1 pseudogene is annotated in these 892 nt (G+C 77.7%); it reads right to left on the reverse strand.

Going from position 1 to position 892, the window contains the following annotated elements:
- Positions 1-892 (reverse strand): annotated as a pseudogene (locus ACWD4O_RS46550) (hypothetical protein); the annotation flags it as partial.

Consider the following 892-nt stretch of genomic DNA (forward strand, 5'->3'; position numbering starts at 1 on the left):
CCCGATGGGGGGTCGGGGGCGGAGCCCCCCGCGCGGCGGAGCCGCCTAGTGTCTCGTCGGGAAGGGGCGGGGTGGGGTGAAAGCCCGCCGCAGGCGCCGCACCCGCACCCGCCGACGTACCGAACCGCTGCGCGCCCGCAGGCACGTCCCGGGTCGTGGGCAGCGCCCCCGACACGGTGGCGGTGGGCCGCGCGGGCCCCGGCTCCGGCGCCTGGGCGGGGGCGGGCGCGAGCGCCGGGGCGGGACCGATCGCCCCCGCGACGGACACCGGGCTGCGCGGATCCAGCCCGACCCGCTGGGCGAGCTGGCGGGCCAGCTCGGCGGGGGGCGCGGCGAGATCCACCGTGACGTACGGCGCGGCCGTGGCCGGCACGACGGTGACGTGCAGCAGGTCGCCGTCGGGCAACTGGACCGCGGGGCTGTGGAACAGCGCGTCCACGCCGTCGACCAGGTTGAACCAGGCGGTCTCCCGCTCGGCGTCGGTCGGGGTGCCCGCGGAGGCGAACGCCACCTCGATGGTCAGGTCCGTGACCGGCTGCCCCTCGAAGACGAAGCGCCGCACCTCGAAGGAGGCGGAGTTGTGCTGCCCCGGCGCCGGCGCCGAGGAGACGTCCCCCGGGGCGGAGGGCTGCTGCTGCCAGACGTGCTCGCGGCGCACCGCGTCGGCCTGGGCGCGGGCGCTGTCCCAGCCGGGCGGGTTGTGGCCGGTGGCAGTGGTCGTGGCCGGGGCGTCGGCGAAGGTGCTCTCGGCGTCGGATTCGTCCCCGGGTTCGCCGTCGAACTGACCCTGCCCGTTGTCGCGTTGCGTCGGGAAGGTCTGGTTGCGGTTGCCGTCCGCTGCGGTGGGTGCCTGGCCGGTGGCGGGCGGGACAGCCGGGGCGTCGGCGAAGGT

Source organism: Streptomyces sp. NPDC002623, from assembly GCF_053592635.1.